The sequence below is a fragment of the Pseudomonas sp. FSL R10-1350 genome, assembly GCF_009600525.1.
In the GTDB taxonomy this organism is placed as follows: Bacteria; Pseudomonadota; Gammaproteobacteria; order Pseudomonadales; family Pseudomonadaceae; genus Aquipseudomonas; species Aquipseudomonas helleri.
In genome coordinates this window covers 1-229 of the sequence record NZ_WIVR01000262.1, presented here as the reverse complement: position 1 = coordinate 229, position 229 = coordinate 1, and the positions used below count along the sequence as shown (strand labels likewise).

The following is a 229-nucleotide window of genomic DNA, read 5'->3' as shown; positions in this document are numbered from 1 at the left end:
AACGGTCCAACAGAAGCTATCAACGGGCGACTTGAGCACTTACGAGGTACCGCCTTGGGCTTTAGAAATTTAACCAATTACATAGCCAGGTGCTTGCTGAAGTCAGGAGGGTTTAGAAATCAGCTACACCCTTAAATGCGAAGAGCCGGTTTTCTCAGTGTCGGTCTCGGTCATGTCGTGGGGATTCCTTTCAGTGCTACACGTTGATGGCGAACACGTCGACCGACTC

Annotated in this window: 1 protein-coding gene; it reads left to right on the top strand. The window is 50.2% G+C overall.

Annotated features, from left to right (window positions below; translation table 11 throughout):
• Positions 1-135 (top strand): transposase (locus GHO25_RS26020; protein ID WP_150759814.1); only part of this gene is annotated, 135 nt, incomplete at its 5' end.
• Positions 136-229: the final 94 nt, after the last annotated feature.